Here is a 22,782-nt window from a genome sequence, read left to right on the forward strand (position 1 = left end):
AGGAGAGAATGCTTATGAATAAGAATGCGCCTTTTAGATTTGATATAGTAGGAAGTTTTTTAAGACCAGAATTCCTAAAGAAAGCAAGAGCAGAGTTTGCAGATAAGAAGATTACAAGTGAAGAATTAAAAAACATTGAGGATACAGCCATTACCGATTTAATTAAGAAGCAAAAAGAAGTGGGACTTCAAGCAATCACAGATGGCGAGTTTAGGAGAAGTTCTTGGCACCTTGACTTTATGTGGGCATTTAATGGTGTTGGACACCAAAAGACAAAAGAAGGAATTCCTTTTCATGGAGAGCCGGCCTTAATAGATGATACATACTTAACCGGTAAGGTAACGGTAGACCATCATCCATTTGTAGACCATTTTTCCTTTGTGAAACAATTTGAAGATGAGAATACAGTTGCACGGCAGACAATACCTGCACCAGCACAGTTCCTTTTTCAAATGATTACACCGGGGAATATGGAAAGCACCAAAGCAATTTACCCAGATGAGGAAGAGTTGATTAAGGATATTGCAAATGGATACAAAAAAGTAATTCAGGATTTATATGCGGCAGGTTGCAGAAATATTCAATTTGATGATTGTACATGGGGAGTGTGTGTTGATCCCAATGCTTGTTTTATACTAGGTACCGATGAAAAAGGTCTAAGAAGGGTTGTTGATAAGCTAGTTCGAATCAATAATCTTGCTATAGAAGGAAAGCCTGAGGACTTAGTAATTAATACACATATCTGTAGAGGTAATTTCCATTCTACATGGGCCTGTGAGGGAAGTTATGACAGCGTAGCAGAAGAACTTTTTGCGAATGAAAAGGTAGATGCATTCTATCTAGAGTTTGATGATGAACGTTCTGGTGGTTTTGAATCGCTTCAATACGTAAGTGAAGATAAGCAAGTTGTGTTAGGACTTATTACTACAAAATCACAGGTACTTGAAAACAAGGAATTGATAAGCAAGCGAATTGAAGAAGCAAAAAAGTATATTCCATTAGATCGCTTATGCTTAAGCCCTCAGTGTGGATTTGCATCAACAGAAGAAGGCAATAAGCTTACCGAAGAAGATCAGTGGAAGAAGTTAAGATTAGTAAAAGAAATAGCTGAGGAAGTTTGGAGATAAGATCATATATTCTATCTTGCTCAATGTTTAGATACGGCAAAAAGACAGACATAGTATAAAGAATCTGAAATCAGAATTTTTATATCATGTCTGTTTTTAGTATTCTTCTAATCAGGAGCATTCAACTTACTATTCAAATTCTCACTATTTCTTTCCCCTCAATTGTATTTTTAACTCTTTGGTTTACATAATAATCAAAATAGTTCTGCTCTGATGATATATAATATGGTGTAGGTTGTAGGATGACAAAATATATGTGATAATAAGTATTACTTAAATTTGTAATTTAAATGAAGCAATGGCAAAGACTTCAATTGGAGGAGATATGGATATTCGTGTTTTAAGATATTTTTTAGCAGTTGCAAGTGAAGGCAACATAACTAAAGCAGCAGAAAAACTGCATATTACGCAGCCAACACTCAGTCGTCAGATGATGGATTTAGAAGAAGAGATGGGAACAAGTTTGTTTATACGTGGGAAAAAGCAGATTATATTAACAGATAACGGAATCTTGTTGCAGCAAAGAGCAAAAGAAATAGTAGGACTTTTAGATAAAACAAAACGTGACATTGCCAATGAAGATGATTTGGTTGGTGGTGTAGTTTCGATAGGCTGTGTTGAGACGATTGCGTCACAGATACTTCCTAATGTGTTAAAGCAGTTTAGTGCAGAGCATCCTATGGTGAAATATGAATTATATAGTGCAGATGGAGATGATATCAGAGAAAAGATAGACCGTGGAGATATCGACATGGGAATCTTAATTGAACCAATAGAAGCAGCAAAATACGACTATATCCGTCTTCCCTATTATGATCAATGGGGTGTCATTATGAAGGATACGAATCCACTAGCGTCAAAAGAAACAATTAGTGTAGAGGATGTACTAAATATTCCGCTAATAGTTCCTAGGCGGACAATTGTTCGGGAGGAAATCGCTAAATGGTTAGATATATCTGATGAGGATAAACTTCATATTATAGCAAGCCATAATCTGTTGACAAATTCGTTACTTTTAGTACAAGAGGACATTGGATTAGTAATCTGTGTTAAAGGAGCATTCGCCATAAGAAAGCTGAAAGGTTTACACTTTGTACCATTTTCTCCAGAGCGTATTACGGGGCATGTATTAGCATGGAAGAAAAATGCTAGATTTAATTCAGCTACCTCATTGTTTATTCAGTTTTTGAAGAATGTATACTAAATAGATACGATAAAAAGTTATCCGAGGAACACCAGTATGGTGGTATACCTATGCACCAGCCATTAAGACGTTATTAATTCAGTATAATTTCACCAATAAAACAGTGTATCCCTTCATTACGAATGGTGGCTGGATACAACATACGGAAAGAGACGTACTTAATAATTGTAGAAATGCGGTTGTTAGGAAAGCAATTAATATTAAGTTTGATGGGGATAGACTTGCTTTATCTAATAAGGAGATAGAAAACTGGATACGTAGTCTTTTGTAGTCAATAAATTAATTAAGTAATATTACGTATTAATGTTGATAATGTCGAAGTACAGAAATGTATTTCGACTATTTTGCTTTAATGAAATACAAGTATAGTTCTAACTTTAATTAGGATAGAAGTTACTTAATGAAACTATTATTTGGAAACTACCTAGTGAACTAGTAGTAAAGTCTATACTTAAGTTCATCTTTTTAAAATTTCTTGAAAACAAACATAAGTTCTGGTAAAATAAACACAGAATGAATGTATTGTAAAGCTTAAAAAGATAGAGCTGTTACGTTGCAATAGCTCCTTCAAGGCTTATTTTGCCTGCTGCGGGTAGAGAAAAATCTTGGTAAACATAATGAAGGAATATGCTACTGGATAGAATGATAAAGTGTCTTTGTAGTATAATAAAGGATTATATCAGTAAAGTGAGGTGGCATCAGTGGCGCAAAATAAAACTTATGTTTGTATTGATCTGAAGTCTTTCTATGCTTCAGTGGAATGCATGGAGCGCGGATTGAATCCTATGACAACAAATCTTGTGGTTGCGGATCCAGAGCGTTCAGAAAAAACAATCTGTCTTGCTGTTTCACCATCGATGAAGGCATTAGGCATTCCAGGGAGATGCAGAGTATTTCAAATTCCAAAGAATATTGAATATATCATGGCACCCCCAAGGATGCAACTCTATATTGAATATTCAGCAGATATCTATGCGGTATATCTGAAATATATCTCAAAGGAAGATATCCATGTATACTCCATTGATGAGGTATTCATGGATGTAACCGATTATCTGCCTATGTATCAGATGTCTGCAAAAGAATTGAGTATGAAGATTATGCAGGATGTTTTGGATACAACTGGAATTACAGCGACTGCTGGAATCGGTACGAATCTGTATCTGGCGAAGATTGCACTGGATATTACAGCGAAGCATGTGGAGGACCATATCGGCATCTTGGATGAAGAAACCTATCGGAAAACATTATGGAATCATAAACCACTCAAGGATTTCTGGCGGATAGGGGCTGGTATCTCTAATCAGCTGGAACGAATAGGAATCTACACTATGGAGCAAGTTGCAGCTGCGGATGAATCGTTATTATATAAGATGTTCGGTATTGATGCAGAATTGTTGATTGACCATGCCTGGGGAAGGGAAATCACTACGATAGCGGATATCAAGACATATAAACCGAAGAGTAACTCTATATCTAGCGGACAAGTGCTTGGCTGTGATTATTCTTATGAGGAAGGAAAGCTAGTTGTAAAAGAAATGGCGGATCTTCTTAGTCTGGAGTTAGTGGATAAGGGACTTGTAACCGATTCGATTACTTTACATGTTGGATACACTAATCGGATAGAGCGAAAGTCGGCTCATGGAACTATCTCCATGACAGTCACAACCAGTTCTGCAAAGAAGATTATAGAATATACTTTGAAACTGTATGAGCAGATTGTACACCGATATACACCCATTCATAAAGTAAATCTGACATTTAACAATGTGGTGGATGAGATGTATCAGCAGTATGATTTGTTTACGGACCCTACAGAACTTGAAAGAGAACATAAGATGCAAAAGGCAATGTTAGATATCAAGCAAAAGTTCGGAAAGAACGCTATCTTAAAGGGAATGAACCTACAAGAAGGGGCAACAACAAGGGAGAGAAACGGCCAGATTGGAGGGCATAAAAGTGGAACATAAGATGAGTCGTGAAGAGCGTGCAAAACAGTTTATGCCTTTCGCTGCCTTAAAGGGATATCCAGATGCTTTAAGGAAAAAAGAGAAAGTTGTTGTACCGAAGATAGAACTTTCTCCAGAATATCAAGAGGAGTTAGATCTGAAACTTCGTCAAGTGCTAAAGAACGATATTGTTACGGTCGTATATTTCTGCAAAGATGAATATCTTCAATTAAGTGGTATGGTATCCAGATTTGATGAGACTGCCAGAGTATTGAAAATTGTAAATACTAAAATTTCTTTTGAAGATATATATGATATTACTGATATTCGTAGACATGATTTATCAGTACCTGTTTCAATATCAGGAATTAATAAAATAGTATAATCATAGCTTCACATTCATATTCTTTAGAATTGCAAAAGACTAGTGAGAATTCTATTCTATATGAGAATTATGATCAAGCTAGTGGAGAATACGATTCAACAAAATTACAATGGGATGGGACTAAATTTGTATCTAAATAAAAAGTACTCTTATTAATAGCTAGTAAAAGCCCACGCTGTAGTACTTTGGCTACAGTGTGGGCTTGAATATTATTAAATCAATATATATGTATTCATATACAATAAAACAGTGGCATGTCTCTTGTTCGTCTTTTATATAATTATACGTTTTGAGCATGAAATTATATACACTATAGGTATTAGACATTGTTTTTGTCCCGGTTATATAATAAATGACAGCAGATAGAATCCATTTATAAGGAGGAATTACATATGGATATGGAACAAGTGAAAAAAGACCTAGGAGAAGGTGCGGTATTTGATATCGGAGAAGAGAATACTGCGTTTGCGCAGTATTTTACAGGAGAGTGTTATTTAAAAATGTTGACTCTTGAGAGAGTCATAACTGCAAACGTAACGTTTGCTCCAAAAACGATAAATAACTGGCATGTACATCATAGAGGCGGTCAGATACTGCTTGTTACTGGCGGTAGAGGCTGGTATCAAGAGTGGGGAAAACCAGCACAGGAACTTCATGCGGGAGATGTTGTCAATATATCACCAGAGGTTAGGCATTGGCATGGAGCGGCAAAGGATAGCTGGTTTCAGCATATTGCAATTGAAGTTCCAGCAGAGGGAGCATCTAACGAATGGTTAGAGCCGGTGAATGATGAAGAATACAATGTCCTCAGATAAACTGTTTAGTAATAAAGATGTCTTCATACGCTGGATATGCGGCAACTGGAAGAATAAAGGATTTGTATAGAGTATAAGACTAAAAGAAAGAAAAGGAGGATTAGAATATGAATCGAATCGATAAATGTGAAGATGTATATGAGAAGCTGTTTGGCGGAAAACCAGCAGATCTAAAAACAGGAAATGACCCAGAGATGATGATGATCTTGCAAAGGTTTATATTTGGAGAGGTATTTGATATCGGTGAACTTAAGGAGGCTGACAGAGAATTGATAACAGTAGCATGTCTTGCTACTTTACAGGCAATCCCTCAACTGAAAGCACATACACAAGCGGCATTAAATGTTGGTAACACACCATTAACAATCAGAGAGGTCATTTATCAATGTGCTCCGTTTATTGGATTTCCACGTACTTTGAATGCAATAGAAGCGATGAATGAAGTTTTTGAGAAGAATGATATATCATTACCACTTGAACTTGGTGGAACGGTAAAAGAAGAAGAACGATATGTGAAAGGTTTAGAAATTCAAGCACCGATATATGGAAATGAGATTAAGGACAAGTATGCAGAGTTGCCTGATGGAATGGGCGAGGCACTTCCTCGCTTTTTGACAGAACTATGTTTTGGAGATTTTTATACGAGAAAAGGATTAGATAAAAAGCAAAGAGAACTTCTGATGCTCTGTGTTCTTGCAACATTAAGGGCAGACACGCAGATTTTAGCTCATGCAATTGGTAACCTTAAAGTAGGCAACAGTAAAGCAACGATGTACGGTGCAATGATTCAATGTCTCCCTTATATAGGCTTTCCAGCTGTGTTTGAAGCGATAAATATTATTAAAGATGTGGAGGAAGTATAGGCTACGAAATTGTTAATAGCAATACTAAAAACAACACTAAACAATTACAGATATAAAATGCCTATGACGATCATAAAGCTACGTCATAGGCATTCATCTATTTAAAGCTTATTTATAATTCGTACTTATTCTACTGACTTTAACGCTTCCAACATATCGACATGTTTCAATTTCTTGTTAATAAAGAATCCTAATACCACGGTTGTTACGGTTATAATGATAGCTGGAATAATAAAGGTAGTGATCCAAAGTTCCGGATTAAACATAACATCATCGGGTGGAACAGCAGTGATAATGTAACGATGAAGTAAGAATCCGAATCCATATCCCACTATAATACCAAACAAAGAAAGAATCAAAGTTTCTCTGTAGATATACATCGTTACCTCACCATTGTAGAAACCTAAAACCTTAATGGTAGAGAGCTCTCGAATTCGTTCCGATACATTAATGTTAGTTAAATTATATAAGATAACGATTGCAAGCAATGTCGCTACTAAAATTAACACTTTCATAATTTTATCCAAGGAATGAACGATTGTATCAATTTGTGTAGTCAAAGTTGTATTCTGCACAACACCTTTTACACCGCTTAATTTCATGAATTCTGTAGCTTGTATTTCTGTGTTTTCTTTGTTACTGGTAGTTAACGTAACAAGATTTGCATTTGCAGAATAATCTTTATTAAATGTTTCTTCAAAGGCATTTGCATTCATAAAGATAAAATGCCCCATGTACATTTCTGTAATATCATTTATTTTTATAGTGATTTCATTATTATCAGAATCATTTATTGTTATCTTATCACCTTTAGAAACTCCTAGTAATTTGGCTAAACGCTCAGAAACGATAGCTCCATCATCTTTCAAGGTTAATTCATCGTTTGTTTTACGATTTACTAATTCTATATATTCATTAAAAGTATCACTATCTTCTGGAACAATTAACTTAATTGTTTGCTTATCCTTTGTACTTCCTGCGACTTTGGTTAATTCTTCATAGTGAATAGGAGACTGCTGATTTACCGTATCTGAATTTAATAATTCTTCTATATCCTTTTCTTGATTTTCTGTTAAATTGTCATTCTTAGCTACAATCAAATCATAATGAATAATTTCACCAAATTGTCTTTCACCAATACCAGATATAGAGTGCTGTACTCCAAATCCTGTGAACAGAAGAGCAACAGAACCACATACACCAAAGATGGTCATGTACATTCTCTTTTTATAGCGAAATATATTACGGGCAGTTACTTTATGTGTAAAACTTAGACGATTCCAAATCGGTGTAATGTATTCTAAGAAGATTTTTGATCCACTCGTAGGTGGTTTTGGTAATAATAAATTAGCTGGTCTGTCTTGTAATTCTTTTTTAGCTACAACATATGCAGGGACTACAGCACTAATCAGTGCTAGAATCAATGCCAGTATGGATATACCCCAATTCATATGAAGTTCTATCTTTGGTACGGTAAATCCTGTTTTATAAGCACTATATACAATCGCTGGTAATACTGTGTGGCCGAGAATGATTCCGATAACCGATCCTAATATACTAGAAAGCAAGCCATAAATAGTGAATTTTTTAATAATATCATGATTACTGTACCCGAGAGCTTTCAGTGTACCTGAGTTAGTTCTTTCTTCATCAACAAATCGTGTCATGGTTGTGAAAGTTACTAACGCTGCAACAAAGTATAGGAAGATAGGGAACACATTAGCAAGAGAATCAATAATACTTGAAATACTATCATAGATTCTATATCCTTCTGATCCAGGAGTTTCTCGTCGACTATTTAATGAATATACAGGAGCTTTCAATTCATCTAAAGTTTCTTGTGCATCAGCAAGTTTTTCCTCATTTTCGGTTATTTCTTGTTCTGCTTCCACTTTACTATCTTGATATTCCTCCAATTTTTCTTTGTACGTTTTTTCCTTATCTGAGATTTTAACTTTGGCATCTTCTAGTTTTTGCTTATTCTCAGTTAAGCTAGCTTTAGCGGTAGTTAGCTGCTTTGTAGCTTGCGATATTTTTTGATTACCTTCTGCTAAATTCTGTTTTGCGGTTGCAAGTTTTTTTTCGTTTTTATCAATTTCTGCTTGCGCTACTTGTAATTCTTTCTGCTTCTGATCAATTGTATCCTGTGCAGCCTGAATCTTAGCCATACCTGGTTCATAAGTTTCAGTCGTAAATTGCTTATAGGCAGCTTTTGTTTGATTCAATTTCTCATTAGCAATTGATAATTGTGTTTTTAATGTTTCTTGTTCTTGAGCCGTAAGGTTTGGATTTTCTAAACTCTGATTGATCCCTGCAATTTGTTGCTCCAAAAGACTAATACCATCGGCATATTGTTTTTTCCCGGCCTTCAACTCTTTTTTATTCGTATCTATCTCTTTTTGACTTTGATCCAATTTCTCCTTAGCCGTATTTAATTCAGTTTTCTTTTCATTAAGTGCAGAAACGCTAGTATTATATTCTTTTTGCTTTTGCGAAAGGAGTTCTTTTTGTTTTTCTAATTCTTGTTCTTTCATACTTATTTCTGTTTCTGCATCATTTATCTTTTGCTCATTTTCTGAAACTTCTTCTTTGGCAGAATCGATTTTCTTTTTAGCATTATTTAACTTTGTTTCTGCATCATGAAGCTTTTCTTTAGCATCATATATTTTTTGTTGCCCCTCATCAATATCTGTTTGATACTCAGATTTAATAGTAGACAAACGATGTTCTGGTTGATCTTTTAGTAGGATTTTCAATTCATTCTTATGTTCTTGTATTAAGTCGATATAGTTATCCGAATAAGGATCAACACCAATGGTATCTTTGAAAGTCAATCGGGCCATCATATAAACATCGGAATCAAAAACATCGGGAATTACAACGGCATAGCCTTTCAAGTCACCTGTACCTGCAGTGGTTTGACCTAAATTAACGTTGGATATAATTTCGCTAGAATGCACATAACCTACCACTTTGAATTCGTGATTGGTTAGAACCGTATTTCCTGCAATATCATCTTTTTCAGTAAATTCAACTGTGTCACCAATGTTATATTTATCGCTATAGGAATTACTAATTGCAATCTCTTCATCTGTTTCTGGTAATTTTCCATCTACCAGTTCATAAGCAGAGATGCTTTCAGGTTTGGAAAAGATACGAATACTAGTTTTGGTATCTTCTATAACAACATCTTTTAAGTAGCCATATTCTATCTTATCAAGATTACTTGTCGCATTAATAACTGCTTGGTCATCCTCATCAATTCCATAATCACTAATAACCGTAATATCTGCTAGGTTAAGCTTAGTAAAGTAATGTTTCCCTGTTGCTCTCATGTCTGGGCCAGCTACTTTCAAACCTACTAATGCAAACGAACCTAGAATCATTAAGCAGAGAATAGAGAAGAATCTACCCCACGAACTAGTAAACGATTTACGTATATCTCTATGCAATGTCTTTTTTTTCAATTTCATCACCTACCATTCTATATCCGCAATTTCTTTTGGATGTGGATTGACTATAATATCCTTTACTTTAGCATCATGCATATGAATAACGCGGTCTGCAATTTGGGCAATCGCTGCGTTATGAGTAACGATAATTACAGTAGCGTTCTTTCTACGACTCATATCTTGCAATATCTGAAGAACTTGCTTACCGGTATTGTAGTCAAGTGCCCCTGTAGGCTCATCACATAATAGGATTTTAGGGTTTTTCGCAACAGCCCTAGCGATTGCAACACGTTGTTGCTCACCACCAGAAAGCTGAGCAGGGAAATTATTGATTCTTTTCTCTAAGCCCACGTCCTTTAATACTTGAACGGGATCCTCTGCATCTTTCACGATTTCAGAAGCAAGTTCAACATTTTCCTTAGCAGTTAAGTTTGAGACTAAGTTGTAAAATTGAAATACAAATCCAACATCTTCGCGGCGATAGGTTGTTAATTGTTTCGCATTATAATTTGAAATGTCTTTTCCATCAATAATGACTTTCCCCTCATCATTGGTATCCATTCCTCCTAGAATATTCAAAACGGTAGATTTACCTGCCCCTGAGGAACCTAATATAATAACTAATTCACCTCTTTCAATGGAAAAGGTGACCTTATTGTTTGCGATAATTTCGGTTTCACCAGTTTGGTACCTTTTATAACTATCAATCATTTCAATATAGCTCATGTTTTTGCCTCCCTTAATTAAACATCATGTTGATTTAACGATGGGTTTATTATAAAATATGTATAGGAAGCAATCAATAATCAGAATTTTTAAATGTGTTGATTTAAGGAGAAAATTTATGGTTAAGAAAAGAAATACGGAAACGAAGCAGCAAATCAAGACATCATTTACCAAATTACTCAAAGAAAAAGGAATGGATTCGCTGACAATTAGCGATATTGCAAGAGATGCTACTATTAACCGGGGAACTTTCTATCTGCATTATCTTGATAAATATGATTTAATGGAGAAACTAGAAAATGATGTTATTGAAGAACTAACCAGAATTCTTCTTAGCGATAATCCGAATGAGATTGACGATCCAATTGAAATAATACCGTATAATGCTATTCTTAATGCACTATATTATGTAAAAAGTGATTTCGAATTTATCGAAGCGTTAACGGGAACCGGAGGGGATCCGATGTTTGTTGAAAAGTTTAAAAGAATCCTTGAGAAACTAATACAAATCCAAATTGAAAAAACGGATAAACTTAATTTCTCGATGAAAGGACTTCCTGAGGATTATGCCCGTGAAATCTTGCTAAGTAGTGCTACGGCAATTGTTTTACTTTGGATCAAAAAAGGTGCATTGGAATCACCAGAACAAATAGCAGAGATGTTAAGCAAAGCAAAAGATATATCTCCATATGAATTACTGGTTTAATAGTAATGCAATATCATAAAAATTACTAAGACTTGCTTATTTTTTTTTATGTGTTATAATGAAGTTAATTAAATAAAAAAAGAACCGTCTTTTTAAAGAAGGGCTTTTGGTACTGTGCTTAATAAGTGCAGATATGAAAAGCCCTTCTTTTTTTTACTATTTGGAACTTTTTGGGATTATGAAAGGAGAGCGTTTCATGCAGTTACAGGGAAAAGCTATTAATCATGTTAAGTTTGGTAATGGAATTATTAGAGAGTTGAGAGATAAGTATTTAATTGTTGATTTTGTGCATGGAGAGAGAAAATTTCTGTTCCCCAATGTGTTTGCTGGTTTTCTTTCGCTAATAGACCACGATGCACAATTAGCAGTTGAGTCCATCATTGATGATGTAATTACAAAAGAAAAAAATGAAATAAAAGAAGAGATAAATGAGCAGGAGCGAATCATTAGAATTCAGAAGCTTAAGGTTCATCCAAGTTCACAAGTAGCCTTCGGATTAATACAAAACAATAAAAAGGATGTATTCGAGTCGTGGTCCGTATTTAGCGGCGAATATTTAAGCGGAGAATCGAAAGGTGAACCAAAACAACCAATCAGGATGAAGCTGAATTCTGCTTGTTTACTAACAGAATGTGCTAAGGGAGAACAGGAAAAAGAGAGACGCATCATAGGGGCGTTTATGGTTAGAGATGATTTCGATGGTAGAACATGTAACGATGGACAAATTGAAAGTCATAAAACGTATAGATTCAGACTTAATGAGTCTGAGATGCTACCATATTACAAATATTTTGAGACCAATTCCAAAGTATACAATTGGGGAAACACAGAGTATAAGTATTTTTCAAACGAAATCATGCAGTGTATCTTGAAAGATATACAAAAGATGATATTGGATGAGAATCGTTTGCAAGCGGTTAACGAATTCTACCAGTATTTTTGTTATGTTAATAGATTGAAAGAAACAGAGAATACAGAACTTAATACGGAATCCAGTACGGAGGAATTGGCTATGGAAGTGAAGAGTAGCTAAAGGTACATTGCAAAAGATTTGGAGGGATTCATTATTAGTTTTTTAGATTTACAAGAACTATTATTACAGGTCAATACCGTATCTATAATATTTCGGTTAATGTTATCTGTAATTTTATGTGGAATTATTGGAATGGAAAGAGGATTAAGAAATCGCCCAGCGGGCTTTATGACATATCTTTTAGTAGGTTTGGGGTCGACGATAATTATGATCACAAACCAATATATATCGACCTTATATAGTGACATTGATCCAACAAGAATGGCTGCTCAGGTTGTAAGTGGAATTGGATTTTTAGGTGCAGGAACGATAATAACGACTTCGAAAAATGAAATTCGCGGACTGACAACAGCAGCAGGAATCTGGGCAACAGCAGCAGTTGGCTTGGCAGTTGGAATAGGTTTTTATTCGGGGGCTATAATAGGAGGTATTTTTATTATAGGTTCTCTCATGTTTCTTAAGAAAATCGATGTGTATATTAAGACGCATGCCAAAACCATGGAGATTTATATTGAATATGATGAAGCGTTCTCAATGCAAAGTTTGACCGATTATTCAGATAATAATGGGTATGAGATTTTTGATATAGAAGTTGGTAGGTTAAAAACGATTAATGGTGAGTACGGAACGATGAGTTTTGTAATCGATTTTAAACAGAAAGTAAACCATTCATTAATTACCAATCAAATAAAGCAATTATCTGGTGTTAGTTATATTAGAGAAATTGCTTAGGACGACAACACCAATTTAAGGTTGGTATAGAGTGATGTCGATAGACTGGCTAGACGATGCCAATTAAGGAGGTGATCGGAAAAATATACGTGAATTATGTTTTAGAAGCTTAAATAAAAAACAAGATGGTGTAATCCAAAAAAACAGGAGGTCAATTATGAATATTTTAAATGCAGAAATCAGAAGTCCAAACCTAAAGGCAAAAGGTGTAAGAAAGAAAGGATTCGTTCCAGGTTGTATATATGGTCCAAAACTTGTAGAGTCCTTATCTCTTCAATTCAATAAAAGTGATATCATTCAGTTACTTAAGAGAAAGAGTAAAGGAAATACGCTTATGATTGATATAAATGGAGAAAAAATGGTTGCTTTATTAGATGAAGTATCCATGAATACACTAAAGCATGAAGTAGAACATATTAGCTTCCATGCGCTAGATTTAGAACAAAAAGTACTTTGCAGTGCCAATATAATATTAAATAACAAGGATAAGGTTAGTGGAATAATAGAACAAGTAATGTATGAAATACCATACAAAGCGTTTCCAGTTGATATAGTGGATTCTATTACTATTGAAATGGAAGGAATACAAACTGGAGATAAGATAACAGTAGCCGATGTTGAGTTCCCTCAGCAAGACAAGATCGAATTGGCTGTAAACGAAGATAGTATGATTTTAAAAGTAGTTGATAAAAAACTAGCAGCCGTGTAAATAGGTTAAAAAACGACAAATTTATATCCTGTTTAAGCATATCAATTTCTAATAAAATCTTTATAATAAAGATAGATAGTACAAATGAAAAGCTATCGACACTGAATCCGGATTCAGAAGATTGGAGGGTTTATGAGAAGAAGTATAAGATACTTTTTAGCTTATCTACTTGTGCTTTGTATGATTGTAGCAGTATTACAATTACCTACTGCGACAATAAGTGCAAAGTCTACAAAAGCTACCTTAACATATGAATTCACAGGTGAAGATGCCTCTACTCCTGGATATGCTGAAGGTGCTATTCGTTTGAAATCAACTACAGATGGAGATTACTATCTGTATTGGGCAAACGATAAAAAGGCCTTAAGCGGTTATTACGAGATTTCAAAGTTGTCGATAAAAAAAGGTAAAACGGGAACATTTACATTTGAAAATCATACAGCAATCCCAGCAGATGCAACAAAAGTAATTGCTGTAGAAGCTTCAAAAGCGAAAGATAATGTAAAAGTAAAAGATGCAGTAGCGGTGTTTACATTACCAAAGAATAAATTAATTGGATTTAAGTCAACACAAGCGTTGTATTCATTCAGTTCCTATTCTGATATTCATATTGATGAAGAAAAGTATGGTGAAACACCAGCATATTGGTGGATGCATTCAGAACAACACTGGGCTCAAGCACTTCAATATTCAGCTGATAAGAAGGTTGATTTTATTGTTTCCTCTGGCGATCAAGTAACGAATGCTAAATTAGCAAACCTTGAGACGGAATGGAAAGCATATCAATATATCTTATCAGATTCTGATTATGTAAATCCTATTTGGGAATCAGGTGGTAATCATGAAGTGAGAATCGATGGTGCAGTAGCTGAGGAATTAAAATCATATGTTGCAAATACTGGACTTGATAGTACTGCAGATACACTGAATAGTGGGAAATCTTATTACACTATGACAGAGCCAACGACAGGTGACATGTTCATATTCATGTCTTTAGAAGGCGGTTACAGACCTGCTCAATATGATGAATTTACGGATAAACAATTAGATTGGTTAGAAGAGGTGCTTACTGAGAATTATGGTAAAGGGAAGAATATCTACCTTATTCAACATGCTTTGATTTCAAGATATGGAGCAGGTGATGACACAGAAAATCCATATTATAGTGGATCAATTAATCCTGATTTACCATCAGCAAAGCGTTTTGTATCTATAATCGAGAAACATCCTGATATCGTCTGGATTTCAGGACATACACATGAAGCTTATCAATTAGGATATAACTATTCAAATAACGCTGGAACTTCTTGTAATATGATACACAATAGTTCAGTTGGAAATCCAACTCATATTAATTCTACAGGTAATGCACTAGATTATGCATTTAATGAAGACCTATCACAAGGTTATTATGTTGAAACTTTTGAGAATGCAATTATTTTCAATGGAGCTAATGTATGTGATCAAAAGATCTATCCAGCATATAGCTATATTATAAGTGGCAATACAAAACAAGTTTCTACAGGTGCAACCGCAGAATTTACTTGGGTTGATACGGATGTAACACCAGCTATGTTAAATTCTGCACTAGCTAATGTTAAAACAATGTTAGGTATTGAATATCGGTATAGTTCATATGATCAATACCAAACACTTAAGAAATGTTATTATAATTACAAAGATAGTGATACAAAAGAGATGACTGCAAGCAATCGCAAGATGGCATATAGTATGATTACTTCTTATATTAAGAGTTTACAAGCAATTATCAAAGTAGTTCCCCGATAACTATATAGATATTTACTTTGCAATTATCCTAAAATAATCACATTTTGATTCATCACGCAACTCTCCCCCAATTGAGATTGCGTGATGAATTTTTATGTAAAAGAGCCACTAGAGCGTGTAACTGATAAAAAAAGCTATGTTCTTCAAACGGATCGGTTTTTCTGATTTGACAGACAATATGGTGAGTGTTACCATAAAATTGTGGAGGTGAACATATGGGCTATGTATATGAAAAAGTTACATATAATAAGAATATTCCAGCTAAAATATTAATGCAAGATAAGCCAGGAGGAAGGTGTAATACAACCCTTCATTGGCATAAGGAAATCGAAATTGTATATATGATACATGGGTGCCTGCATGTTAAAATCAATGGTCACGAAAGTGAGATTAGAGATGGTGAATTTTATCTATGTAATAGTGAAGAGGTTCATATTACACGTGTTGATGATATGAAGGCAAACTATACGTATTTAGTAATTCTCTTATCCTATACGGAGATGAAGAGATTTGCTCCCGACATTGACGATTCTATTTTTAAAGTTACACATTCCGACTCATCGTATCAAAAGATAAAAAGGCAGATATTGAATCTATTAGGTACTTTGAAATCAACAGATCCGTATATTTTTCTTGTACAAGATTGTTATCTTCGTACAATATATCATACCTTGTTATCAGAGTGTAAAACATCAAAAGGTGCAAGAGCATATAGTAAGACAACGGTTAAAATTACCCACGCGAAACAGATTATTGAATATATTAATCAAAATTATCGTGAAAAGATAACATTAGACGATGTGGCACAGGAGGTCGGTTTTTCTTCCCAATACCTTTCTAAATATTTTAAAAATATTACGGGTTACAGCTTTATACAGTATCTTTTAAAAGTTCGATTAGAGCATGCACTAAAGGATATGATGAATAAAAATCTATCGGTGACAGATGCTGCATATGACAATGGATTTACGAATGTAAAATCATTTATTACAACTTGTAAAAAAGCGTATGGTGTAACACCACGGCATTATAAGAAAAAGGATGCGTAGTACTAATTTTATAGCACTACGTATCCTTTTTTTATAGTTGTTTTCAAGGCTTATTACGGTAAATTGCTGGTGTTATGCCTGCAATCTGTTTGAATTGCCGATAAAAGTGTACTTCGCTTGCGTAGCCGCAGATTTCTGAAATCTGTTCAAGAGTCAGGTTACTTGTACGGATTAGATGTTTCGCATATTCAACACGCATACGGATAAAATCCTTCTGGAAGGAAATACCGAACAACGCAGTATATAGATGTTGAAAGTAAGACTCGCTAATGTCGAGTTTTTTTGCTTCCTCTTTGATAAGATGCTTACTGGTGACAGAATTCTGTAATTCTAAGCGAAGAGACTGTAATTCATTCTGAAAAGGAAGGGACTTCTTTTGTTGTTCACGGTTTTTATATGCAGATAGCAGATGATGCAACAAAACAGAAAAAAGAGCATCTATATTCTGATTCCTGTATTCCTCCAGCTGGGTATATGAATTTTCCCAGAGAAGCTGCTGGATGAAAAAGGTCAAGGATTCAGGATTATCAATGGGAAAAGGGGTGTTTGCAATTGACTGGATTTCCTTTAGATATATACTTCCTGTGATAGAAAAATGTAGCCAATCATCGGAGTAGTTTCCTTCTGGATTACTATAGGAGTATGGTGTCTGTGGTTTTACAAGTATAGCATGATTAGGTGCTACGGTATACTCTTTATCGCCAATATGAAAGATACCCTTCGATTTAGTGATTAGGATTACATAGTGCATAAGACCTTCAGGTCGTGACATAAAAAAAGTACTGGGGTGTCTGGTTCTACAACCACCTTTTAGAATTTGAATCATTGTTTTCACCTCATTCAAAATAGCAGGATATGTTAGTTTTTGTGTAGTATACGATATTATTTTTAGAATGTCAATTATGTAAAATATATTTGTAATGATATGGTTTGCTATATGTAATTTCATGACAAGTATTTATTTGGCACTTAGGATAATAAACCCACTGTATAGAACAATAGTACAGTATATTATATATATGAATAAAGGAGAAAGAATTCTATGAATGAAAAAATATGGTTACAGGAAACGTCAGATAGGATAAAGGAAAAAATGCACAAAGTGGCAGAGCGGAATCAGCATAAGATTCCATATACAACAGTAGATGGAAGGTATGACGACTTAAGTGAAAAGGCTATCTGTTGGTGGACGAATGGGTTCTGGGGGGGAATCATGTGGCAGCTTTACTTCGCTACAAAAGATGAGTTGTATAAGGGGATTGCTGAAGAAACAGAATTAAAGTTAGATGAGAATCTGTTGACTTCAGGAGGTATGGATCATGATAGCGGTTTCAAGTGGCTTCCAACTGCAGTTGCCAACTATCAGATAACAGGGAATAAACAATCGTTTAGTCGTGGGATTCTAGCGGCAGATAATCTAGCAGGGAGATTCAATCTAGCAGGAAGATTTATACGTGCATGGAATGATAATGGTGAGGATAGTAAGGCAGGCTGGGCAATTATTGATTGCATGATGAATCTACCCCTCTTGTATTGGGCTTATGGACAGACAAAGGATCCAAGATATCTACACATTGCAAGAGCACATGCAGATACTGCAATGGAGTATTTTATTCGTGAAGATGGATCTGTAAAGCACATAGTCGAATTCAATCCAGTTACAGGTGCGTATATACAGGATTTCGGCGGACAAGGATATGGACAGGGGTCTTCATGGACCAGAGGGCAGGCATGGGCACTTTATGGATTTACCTTAAGCTATCTTCATACAAGGGAAGAAAAATATCTGGTTTGTGCTAGTAAAGTTGCGGATTATTTTATATCCAATATTCCAGAGACAGGATTGATTCCAGTAGACTTTAGACAACCTGAGGATTGTAGCTTGGAAGATTCTACAGCAGCAGCCATAGTTGCCTGCGGACTGTTAGAACTGGAAAAAGTGACAAAAGAGGAAAAGAGGAACAGTTACCGTGAAGCTGCTATTCATATGTTGAAAGCATTGACAAAGAATCGTTGTAACTGGAGCCTAGAGTGTGATAATATTGTAGAAAAATGTACCGCAGCTTTTCATGATGATAAGCATGAATTTGCAATTATCTATGGTGATTATTATTTTATTGAAGCGATTTGGAAATTAACCGAGCAGGAATTGTTTATCTGGTAGTTGAAGGAGGAAAAAATCATGATATTTGAACCTAAGACAGTGGATTATGAACGCAGTCCATATACAGGAATGACTAGAGAAAGCTGGATAGAGGCAGGGGAATTTCTATTACAAGGAATATTTCAGCATATTAAGGAATTCGAAGCACCGATTGTAATGCCAAGAAAAGAAACAGAGATTACATATCCACATTTGCATGCACCGGAGGCTACGCAGGAAGCAGAACGTAAAGCCGAGATGTTTGAAGGACTGACGAGATCCTTTTTTATTGCGGCACCCTTAGTTCACATTAAACCAGAACTGTGTATATGCAATTATTCAATAGCTGATTATTATAAGCAGCAGATACTGCGTTCCTGTACGAAAGGGGATCCAATCTGTGTAGGTAGCTACGAGCAGTTGCAAGAGATTACAAATTATGCGGATCCATTTAGGGCATTTCAGCAGACGGTTGAAACCTGTGCACTTGTGATTGGTCTGTGGATGAGTAAGGATGTAATCTGGGATACCTATACAAAAGAGGAAAAGGACAAGGTAGCAGCCTTCTTATCAAGCTTTGCACATGCGAATACGGTTCCACAGAACTGGCGATTGTTTAACATGTTAGATCTGGCGTTTTTACATAGGGAGGGATATCCAATTGATAAGGAAATAATGTTAGATCACGCACAGGCAATTCTGAATTATTATGTAGGAGATGGCTGGTACCGAGATGGACATTCTTTTGACTACTATTCCTGTTGGGCGTTTAATTTATATGCTCCTTTGTGGAATCAGTGGTATGGATATGAAAACGAACCAGAACTGGCAAGGAGGTTTGAAGAGCACTCCAATAAGTTAATGGAAAGCTATGCTGATTTTTTCGACAGTGATGGTTTTACGAATATGTGGGGAAGAAGTAATATATACCGCAATGCCGCAACAAGTGCTTTTGATGGTAATCTGTTTCTGAATAATCCTACAGTAGACCCAGGATTAGCAAGAAGAATATCATCTGGTTCATTGATGCAGTTTTTATCCAGAGAAGATTTCTTATATAAAGGAATTCCGACTTTGGGATTTTATGGACAGTTTGCTCCGTTAGTACAGGGGTATTCCTGTGCGGAATCTCCCTTCTGGCTTGGAAAGGCATTTCTATGTCTACACTTGCCACAAGACCATCCGTTTTGGACAGCCAGAGAGAATAATGGTACGTGGGAGAAATTGAAGAAGAAGGAAGTACGTTGCACCGTGCTAGATGGACCTGCGCTATGTTTTTCCAATCATGAAGCAAATGGGGAGACTGTTTTACGTAGTGGTAAGATTGTTAAGGACCCTGCGGACAATCATGGCATGTGGAATTATTCTAAGCTGTGCTTTAATACCAAGTACCCATGGGAAGCAACCCCGATTCTTGATAAAGTTGGAAATCAAGTAATAAGGAAAGAGGTGGAGTCTCAGCAGTATGTGCTAAAAGATATTACGACGGGTGAGCTTGAAAGATGTAATGTAACCTTCTGGAGCGGTGAAAGAGAGAACGTTTTATACCGAAGACAGTTCTTTTCCTATGATTTAAAGAGGGAGACACACTGGATACAAGCTATGAATTTGGCAGACTTTACAGTGCCATATGGGATTATGCGTGTTGATAAAATGAGGTTTCACCGTCATCCTGTAGCTCTGACACTGGGGGCATATGGTTTCCCGGATAATGGAACAGAGATTATGGAACGTACAAATGGTGATGCTAAGGCAATTATATTAAAAGGAACAGATTTTACTGGAAGAGAAAAACAGCTTGCCATGACAATATTCTTAGGCTGGAATAGCATTGATTATATGAGAAGTATTGGTACAAATCCAGATTCGGAAAAATCAATTATTGTCTATGCAGCGACAGAGAGAAAGAAGCAGTATGGAAGCTATGATCCATATGTGCTAATTTCACAAGTGATTACAAAAGAAAGCCATGAAGATTTTACAGAAGAAGAATTATTTCCGATTGCAGACATGAACTGCGAAGACAGTACACGAAGTGGTGCATATGGCACAACAACGATTACACTTAAAGATGGAACGGTAAGAAGGATTAATTTTGAGGGGGTAGAAGGAAGATTAAGTCTGTAATCATTTTGATTTTACCAATTTGCACAAATATATGTGTGAGCATGTTATGTCAAACGTAGTTCACTCGCAACGCTCACTCGCTTATGTGCTAATTGACGAAGGCAAGTTCACTAGAGGGTTTTGACACTATAACCAGTTATATAGAAAAACGTTCGAGGATCCAACGATCCCCGAACGTTTTTTTATATATTGGATTACTATATTCTAAACATAGAAGGTTGTTAGTAGATTCGTATTTTCTATTCAAGATATTACGAAATACATAGTATTTATGTTTTAATTAATATACGTAAGGTCGCGTTTGTACCAAGTCCTATGGTACTAGTGAATTGTAGACCAAAGGAATCACCACAATATAACTGGACTCTTTGATGTACATTGTGAATTCCATAGCCATGTGTGTTAGTAGATATAATGTTTTGACACATCTCCTTTGACATACCATTTCCGTTGTCTAAGATTCTGAAAATCAAAACCTCATCTTCCTTGTATCCATTTACGGTTAAGATACCCTTACCAGGAGTTGTTTTATGATCCAGACCATGGAGAATGGCATTCTCTACAAGAGGTTGAATTAACAGATTAGGCATTGAATACGAATAGATCTCTTCATCAATATCAAAGATAACATCAAATGAATTGGAATGCATCATACGTTGAATATCAATGTAGGAGCGAATGTTATCTAACTCTCCCTTTACAGTAATAATAGAATTCCCTTTGTTTAAGGTTGTCCGGTAAAAGGTTGATAGAAGCCTTGCCATTTTACCTATATCTTCTTGATTGTTTAATAAAGCTTTGCTGTTGATCATAGAGAGGCTATTGTACAGAAAATGTGGATTGATTTGCGCCTGTAGGGCTTTCATTTCGTATTCCTGTTTCGCAATACGGCTTCGTAATACTTCATTAATTAGATATTTTAAACGGTTTACCATATGAGTGAAGGAATCGATTAGTTGGCCGATTTCATCTTTGGAGGTGGATTTTACGGTTATTGTTAAATTATCCTGTTCAATTAAAGCCATATTTTCAGAAAGAGCCTTTAATGGTTTTACAGTAATTTTTGATAATAATAAGCTAGAACACAATACGATTGTAATACTTACAAGAATCATAATCATTACTAGAATGGTGATTTGATTTGCAGCCAGTGAAACTGTTTCAATCGGACGATAGAGGAACAGATTCCATGGAACAGATGAAAGTAATTGATATTCAATTACGTAATTTTTTGATAGTTGACTGGATACTCCATTGAATGTAAAAGCTTTCGAAGGAAGCGAATAGTTATCTGCTTTCGAAAATGAGGTATAATTAACTATTACTGAATCAAGGTCACTAACGATAACAGAGCCATAGGGAGTGTCATATAGAGCCTTAATGGGTGCAAAGATAGAGTTAGCATCAATTGTTATACAGATAATATTGATACACGAGGAATGATAATAGTAGACAGGGCATACTAAGTAAAGTGTTTTACCATCATTCGAAGGAATGAAGGTAGGGGAATTTTCCAGTCTATCTTCATGATACCACTCTTTCTCGCTGGCTTCAGTTAGTGGACGTAACACATTACCATGGGGATGTAAAGAACCATCGGAGTAAATGGTAATGGATTTTATCTCATTATTCATATTCCGAATGGTAAAAAACATAGGATCAATCACGTCCCGGTAAGCTATGTACATATCATAGTTATTGGTATAGTTTTGTGATAAAGCGGTACGCATACTTTCATTCCAAACAATAAGGTTAATTGCATCTAGGTAAGTATTTAACTTATAGTCTAAAGTCTGTACTTCTTGTTTTAGGGTTTCTTGTAAAGCAATTGTTTCCCGTTCAATCAGTAATCGTTTCATTTGAAGATAAGAAAAGGTACCAAGTAAAAGTACGGGAGCTAATCCAATAAAGAGACAGATTAAGGTAACTTTATGTTGAAAGCCTATGTTCTTTAATCGTTTTTTTAATCCCATA

The 22,782-nt window shown here is 35.4% G+C and carries 19 protein-coding genes; 15 read left to right on the top strand and 4 right to left on the bottom strand.

Annotated elements, in window-relative coordinates:
* Nucleotides 1–14 precede the first annotated feature (14 nt).
* The 7 genes from BUB90_RS11400 to BUB90_RS11430 all read left to right on the top strand — a co-directional run bounded on the left by BUB90_RS11400 (nt 15) and on the right by BUB90_RS11430 (nt 6,343).
* Nucleotides 15–1,127: a 5-methyltetrahydropteroyltriglutamate--homocysteine S-methyltransferase gene (locus tag BUB90_RS11400; RefSeq protein ID WP_073287772.1), complete on the top strand. Its 1,113-nt coding sequence runs from the start codon at nt 15–17 to the stop codon at nt 1,125–1,127.
* 325 nt (nt 1,128–1,452) lie between these two features.
* Complete coding sequence (locus tag BUB90_RS11405) at nt 1,453–2,331, top strand: LysR family transcriptional regulator (RefSeq protein WP_073287774.1); 879 nt, start codon at nt 1,453–1,455, stop codon at nt 2,329–2,331.
* A gap of 19 nt (nt 2,332–2,350) precedes the next feature.
* Nucleotides 2,351–2,602: a flavodoxin gene (locus BUB90_RS24285; protein ID WP_084139213.1), complete on the top strand. Its 252-nt coding sequence runs from the start codon at nt 2,351–2,353 to the stop codon at nt 2,600–2,602.
* A gap of 430 nt (nt 2,603–3,032) precedes the next feature.
* The gene (locus BUB90_RS11415; protein WP_073287777.1) at nt 3,033–4,301 is read left to right on the top strand and encodes a Y-family DNA polymerase; all 1,269 of its coding nucleotides are present in this window, start codon (nt 3,033–3,035) and stop codon (nt 4,299–4,301) included.
* Nucleotides 4,291–4,665 (top strand): YolD-like family protein, encoded by a 375-nt coding sequence (locus BUB90_RS11420; RefSeq protein WP_330393783.1) that lies wholly within the window; start codon nt 4,291–4,293, stop codon nt 4,663–4,665. The genes BUB90_RS11415 and BUB90_RS11420 overlap by 11 nt, the downstream gene beginning before the upstream one ends.
* Nucleotides 4,666–5,057: 392 nt before the next feature.
* On the top strand, nt 5,058–5,480 hold the full coding sequence (locus BUB90_RS11425) for a cupin domain-containing protein (protein WP_073287779.1): 423 nt from the start codon (nt 5,058–5,060) through the stop codon (nt 5,478–5,480).
* A 107-nt stretch (nt 5,481–5,587) separates the two neighbouring features.
* Nucleotides 5,588–6,343 (top strand): carboxymuconolactone decarboxylase family protein, encoded by a 756-nt coding sequence (locus tag BUB90_RS11430; RefSeq protein WP_073287781.1) that lies wholly within the window; start codon nt 5,588–5,590, stop codon nt 6,341–6,343.
* 125 nt (nt 6,344–6,468) lie between these two features.
* On the opposite strand, the gene BUB90_RS11435 is transcribed toward BUB90_RS11430, so the two are convergent.
* Together BUB90_RS11435 and BUB90_RS11440 are read right to left on the bottom strand one after the other, a co-directional pair.
* Complete coding sequence (locus tag BUB90_RS11435) at nt 6,469–9,816, bottom strand: FtsX-like permease family protein (protein WP_242952526.1); 3,348 nt, start codon at nt 9,814–9,816, stop codon at nt 6,469–6,471.
* 3 nt (nt 9,817–9,819) lie between these two features.
* On the bottom strand, nt 9,820–10,521 hold the full coding sequence (locus BUB90_RS11440) for an ABC transporter ATP-binding protein (protein ID WP_073287783.1): 702 nt from the start codon (nt 10,519–10,521) through the stop codon (nt 9,820–9,822).
* Nucleotides 10,522–10,639: 118 nt separating this feature from the next.
* Here BUB90_RS11440 and BUB90_RS11445 point away from each other — a divergent pair, with 118 nt between their 5' ends.
* The 6 genes from BUB90_RS11445 (at nt 10,640) to BUB90_RS11470 (ending at nt 16,538) form a co-directional block, all read left to right on the top strand.
* On the top strand, nt 10,640–11,227 hold the full coding sequence (locus BUB90_RS11445) for a TetR/AcrR family transcriptional regulator (RefSeq protein ID WP_073287785.1): 588 nt from the start codon (nt 10,640–10,642) through the stop codon (nt 11,225–11,227).
* 196 nt (nt 11,228–11,423) lie between these two features.
* Nucleotides 11,424–12,260, top strand: a complete 837-nt coding sequence (locus BUB90_RS11450; protein ID WP_073287787.1) for a hypothetical protein — start codon at nt 11,424–11,426, stop codon at nt 12,258–12,260.
* A 99-nt stretch (nt 12,261–12,359) separates the two neighbouring features.
* Nucleotides 12,360–12,992: an MgtC/SapB family protein gene (locus BUB90_RS11455; protein ID WP_073287884.1), complete on the top strand. Its 633-nt coding sequence runs from the start codon at nt 12,360–12,362 to the stop codon at nt 12,990–12,992.
* Nucleotides 12,993–13,149: 157 nt separating this feature from the next.
* Nucleotides 13,150–13,701 carry a 50S ribosomal protein L25 gene (locus tag BUB90_RS11460; RefSeq protein WP_073287789.1) on the top strand — a complete coding sequence of 184 codons (552 nt, stop codon included), beginning with the start codon at nt 13,150–13,152 and terminating at the stop codon, nt 13,699–13,701.
* 132 nt (nt 13,702–13,833) lie between these two features.
* Nucleotides 13,834–15,489, top strand: coding sequence for a metallophosphoesterase family protein (locus tag BUB90_RS11465; RefSeq protein ID WP_073287791.1), 1,656 nt, complete (start codon nt 13,834–13,836; stop codon nt 15,487–15,489).
* Nucleotides 15,490–15,704: 215 nt separating this feature from the next.
* The gene (locus BUB90_RS11470; protein WP_073287793.1) at nt 15,705–16,538 is read left to right on the top strand and encodes an AraC family transcriptional regulator; all 834 of its coding nucleotides are present in this window, start codon (nt 15,705–15,707) and stop codon (nt 16,536–16,538) included.
* Nucleotides 16,539–16,581: 43 nt separating this feature from the next.
* On the opposite strand, the gene BUB90_RS11475 is transcribed toward BUB90_RS11470, so the two are convergent.
* The gene (locus BUB90_RS11475) at nt 16,582–17,364 is read right to left on the bottom strand and encodes an AraC family transcriptional regulator (protein ID WP_073287795.1); all 783 of its coding nucleotides are present in this window, start codon (nt 17,362–17,364) and stop codon (nt 16,582–16,584) included.
* Nucleotides 17,365–17,580: 216 nt separating this feature from the next.
* Here BUB90_RS11475 and BUB90_RS11480 point away from each other — a divergent pair, with 216 nt between their 5' ends.
* Nucleotides 17,581–18,702: a glycoside hydrolase family 88 protein gene (locus BUB90_RS11480; RefSeq protein ID WP_073287797.1), complete on the top strand. Its 1,122-nt coding sequence runs from the start codon at nt 17,581–17,583 to the stop codon at nt 18,700–18,702.
* An 18-nt stretch (nt 18,703–18,720) separates the two neighbouring features.
* Nucleotides 18,721–20,808, top strand: a complete 2,088-nt coding sequence (locus BUB90_RS11485) for a DUF2264 domain-containing protein (RefSeq protein WP_073287799.1) — start codon at nt 18,721–18,723, stop codon at nt 20,806–20,808.
* A gap of 269 nt (nt 20,809–21,077) precedes the next feature.
* On the opposite strand, the gene BUB90_RS11490 is transcribed toward BUB90_RS11485, so the two are convergent.
* Nucleotides 21,078–22,781: a sensor histidine kinase gene (locus BUB90_RS11490; RefSeq protein WP_073287801.1), complete on the bottom strand. Its 1,704-nt coding sequence runs from the start codon at nt 22,779–22,781 to the stop codon at nt 21,078–21,080.
* Between the last annotated feature and the right edge of the window lies 1 nt (nt 22,782).

This window comes from Anaerosporobacter mobilis DSM 15930, assembly GCF_900142955.1.
In the GTDB taxonomy this organism is placed as follows: domain Bacteria; phylum Bacillota; class Clostridia; order Lachnospirales; family Lachnospiraceae; genus Anaerosporobacter; species Anaerosporobacter mobilis.

What these genes read in the sequence shown, in the direction of transcription:
- BUB90_RS11400 (WP_073287772.1), top strand. Translation starts at nt 15, where the DNA reads ATGAATAAGAATGCGCCTTTTAGATTTGATATAGTAGGAAGTTTTTTA.
- BUB90_RS11405 (WP_073287774.1), top strand. Translation starts at nt 1,453, where the DNA reads ATGGATATTCGTGTTTTAAGATATTTTTTAGCAGTTGCAAGTGAAGGC.
- BUB90_RS11425 (WP_073287779.1), top strand. Translation starts at nt 5,058, where the DNA reads ATGGATATGGAACAAGTGAAAAAAGACCTAGGAGAAGGTGCGGTATTT.
- BUB90_RS11430 (WP_073287781.1), top strand. Translation starts at nt 5,588, where the DNA reads ATGAATCGAATCGATAAATGTGAAGATGTATATGAGAAGCTGTTTGGC.
- BUB90_RS11435 (WP_242952526.1), bottom strand. Translation starts at nt 9,816, where the DNA reads ATGAAATTGAAAAAAAAGACATTGCATAGAGATATACGTAAATCGTTT.
- BUB90_RS11440 (WP_073287783.1), bottom strand. Translation starts at nt 10,521, where the DNA reads ATGAGCTATATTGAAATGATTGATAGTTATAAAAGGTACCAAACTGGT.
- BUB90_RS11445 (WP_073287785.1), top strand. Translation starts at nt 10,640, where the DNA reads ATGGTTAAGAAAAGAAATACGGAAACGAAGCAGCAAATCAAGACATCA.
- BUB90_RS11450 (WP_073287787.1), top strand. Translation starts at nt 11,424, where the DNA reads ATGCAGTTACAGGGAAAAGCTATTAATCATGTTAAGTTTGGTAATGGA.
- BUB90_RS11455 (WP_073287884.1), top strand. Translation starts at nt 12,360, where the DNA reads ATGTTATCTGTAATTTTATGTGGAATTATTGGAATGGAAAGAGGATTA.
- BUB90_RS11460 (WP_073287789.1), top strand. Translation starts at nt 13,150, where the DNA reads ATGAATATTTTAAATGCAGAAATCAGAAGTCCAAACCTAAAGGCAAAA.
- BUB90_RS11465 (WP_073287791.1), top strand. Translation starts at nt 13,834, where the DNA reads ATGAGAAGAAGTATAAGATACTTTTTAGCTTATCTACTTGTGCTTTGT.
- BUB90_RS11470 (WP_073287793.1), top strand. Translation starts at nt 15,705, where the DNA reads ATGGGCTATGTATATGAAAAAGTTACATATAATAAGAATATTCCAGCT.
- BUB90_RS11475 (WP_073287795.1), bottom strand. Translation starts at nt 17,364, where the DNA reads ATGATTCAAATTCTAAAAGGTGGTTGTAGAACCAGACACCCCAGTACT.
- BUB90_RS11480 (WP_073287797.1), top strand. Translation starts at nt 17,581, where the DNA reads ATGAATGAAAAAATATGGTTACAGGAAACGTCAGATAGGATAAAGGAA.
- BUB90_RS11485 (WP_073287799.1), top strand. Translation starts at nt 18,721, where the DNA reads ATGATATTTGAACCTAAGACAGTGGATTATGAACGCAGTCCATATACA.
- BUB90_RS11490 (WP_073287801.1), bottom strand. Translation starts at nt 22,781, where the DNA reads ATGGGATTAAAAAAACGATTAAAGAACATAGGCTTTCAACATAAAGTT.